Consider the following 2,638-nt stretch of genomic DNA (forward strand, 5'->3'; position numbering starts at 1 on the left):
CTCCAGCACCMACGCTGGATAGGAGCAGTATCGATACCTTCTGGAACAATACGCTCGAAGTAGCATCCCGGCAACCGTTCTCGATCCGAAGGGAGCAGCAATCCCCGCTTTTTCCTTCCGTGCGGATGGAGAAGCTGACTTATCTTGGCCACGATGGCACGCCAATTAACACATGGTTTCTCGTCCCTGATAAGCCGAGTGGAGCCCAGAAACCGCCTTGTGTCGTTGTGTTCCCAGGTTATGGCGGAGACAGAGGCCTCCCGGAGCGATATGCGGTCTGGCTGCTGCTCGGCTATGCCGTTCTGGCTGTTGATGCCAGAGGGCAAATCGGGAAACTGGCAATCTCCTTCAGGATGATGCCGGCTCTTCGCGAGGCTGGGTTTCACAGAACCTGCTGAGCAAGGAACGCAGCTATTATTTGGCGCTTGCACTGGATGTCGTTAGAGCAGTGGAAGTCGCCAGTCAGCAGCCTGAGATTGATGCTAGCCGAATAGCTGCTGTCGGCGCAAGCCAAGGCGGCGGCATGGCGCTGCTCGCAGGAGCGCTCAGTCCTCAAATCACGGCTGTCGTTGCCGACATTCCGAACTTGTGCCATTTAGATTATGGCATTCTTCACTCCACAGGTTCTCTCGCAGAGATCGCCAACTACTTGAAACGCCATCCGGATAAGCTGGGACAGGCTTTGGAATCATTGGCTTATTTTGATATTGTGAACCTTGCTCATCGTATTCAAGCTCCTGTGCTGATGTCGGTCGGCTGGAAGGACACCGTCTGTATGCCCGATACGATATATGCCGCTTATAATCGGTTAACATGTTCGAAGCTCATCTACGATTATCCATTCTCGGGGCATGAAACCAGTGAGGAGCATCACAGAAAAGTCATTCACTTTTTGCAGGAAAGCTTTGGGTGAATGAGTGAAATCAAAAAAAAACGCAAAGGAACTTTGGCATGCCGTCCATTCGAATTGAACTGCTCATTAACGCACCGGCGGAAATGATTTTTGACTTGGCCAGAAGCATCGACATCCATGCGAAGTCCACGGCCCAAACCAAGGAAAGGCCGATAGGTGGCCGGACAAGCGGGCTTATCGAATTAGGGGAGAGCGTGACTTGGGAAGCGATCCATTTTGGGATCAAACAGAAGCTGACCGCGCAAATAACGGAGATGGAACGCCCTCATTATTTTGTTGATGAACAGGTTCGTGGAGCCTTCCAAGATTTCAAGCATACCCACGAGTTTCTCCCTGCCGAAGGTGGAACACGGATGATTGATACCTTTGTGTATACGGGGACGATGCAAGTTCTTACTGATTATCAACTGGAGCGTTGGATTCGGAGCCATGCGCAAGTTATCAGTAAGGGCCGACCGGATGAACCTGATTGGAAACAGCTTACGCAGTATGCCGCTTACCACGCGATTAATGAATGGTACAGTCTACCGCTGAAGTCACGAACATTTCTGACCTTAACAAACTTATTTGAGCGTCGCTGGACGAATAAATTTCGCAAGTTTGATTCACTTGGATGCTATGTGGATGTTAAGCGAAGCGTGCTTATGCATCTGTATAAAGCACTTACTGGAGACAATTCCGTGGAATGCCCGCTTATGCTTTTTGAGAGCAGTAATGTTTGGGTTGAAGAGTTGAATTTGGGTCTGTCTATGATCATGCAGGTCATGGAGCCGACGAAGGATTCGTTCGTTATCCATAAATATATGATGGAAGAAAACGAGGCAGCGGTGCAGATGTTTTACCATATGACTGCTGTTTATTGCTTTAAAGCATTTGGGAAAATGCCGGAGCGTTTGCAAGTCTGGAATATGATGAATGGGAAGCAATACCGGATGAACCGGGAGGATATGGATGTAAGCAGCTCCATGGACTATTTAAAATTGGTTTCAGAAGTATATAGGCAAAATGATAACTGTCCGTGCTGCTCCGGCCGGTTAGTCATGTAAAAAGTAGGAGGAGCTTCATGGATAGCAATCGATTCTGGCAGTCCAGCAATGACTTACTGCCACTGCGTTTCACAACGTTGACCACTTCGAACGAAGGGGTCCTGTACGCTGGAACAGATGGAAATGGTGTATTTCAATTCACGCCTCTCCACTCCTGGGAGAATGCTTCCCAAGGGTTACCTGATCATCTACATATCCATCGCTTGGACTGGGTGGATTCTCAATTATACGCCTCAACGAATTGTGGTTTATATGTGCTGGAAGATGAGGTTTGGAAACAAACCTCTGTTAGTGATCCCTGCTACCGGGTGATCGGTTGGGGGGATCGTTTTGTGCTGACCTCCAAAGGGCTCCTATGCGGAAGTGAAGGAGAGTGGCAGCCACTTGCCTATCGCGACAAGAAAACGTTCGATATGCTGGTTACTCCACATTTTCTGTTTCTTGGATATGAGGATGGCGTCGCGTTCTATGATTTATTGACAGGGGATTGGTGCGACCTTTCGCTCAATCAAGCGGTGACAAGTATGGCTGTTTTCAACCAAATGTTGATAGGAACAACCTCGCGCGGAGGTTTGGTGATGGGCAATAAGATGGGAGGCTTCCATCAAATACGTTTTGAAGGGATGTTTTTGAACCGGCTAGTCTCTCATCAAGGAGATGTGTACGCATGTGCCAATAC

At 48.8% G+C, this 2,638-nt stretch carries 4 protein-coding genes; all 4 read left to right on the plus strand.

Translation table 11 applies throughout. The features are described 5' to 3' along the window. A partial coding sequence (locus tag AC1DUA_RS36445) for an acetylxylan esterase (protein ID WP_477504375.1) occupies positions 1-398 on the plus strand: 398 nt, incomplete at its 5' end. A 20-nt stretch (positions 399-418) separates the two neighbouring features. Then, complete coding sequence (locus AC1DUA_RS36450) at positions 419-913, plus strand: acetylxylan esterase (protein ID WP_477504376.1); 495 nt, start codon at positions 419-421, stop codon at positions 911-913. Between the two features lie 38 nt (positions 914-951). Beyond that, positions 952-1,959, plus strand: a complete 1,008-nt coding sequence (locus AC1DUA_RS36455; protein WP_477504377.1) for an SRPBCC family protein — start codon at positions 952-954, stop codon at positions 1,957-1,959. A 17-nt stretch (positions 1,960-1,976) separates the two neighbouring features. Beyond that, positions 1,977-2,638, plus strand: a 662-nt coding sequence (locus AC1DUA_RS36460) for a hypothetical protein (RefSeq protein ID WP_477504378.1), incomplete at its 3' end; no start/stop codon positions are given.

The sequence above is a fragment of the Paenibacillus sp. 01T422 genome, assembly GCF_056398785.1.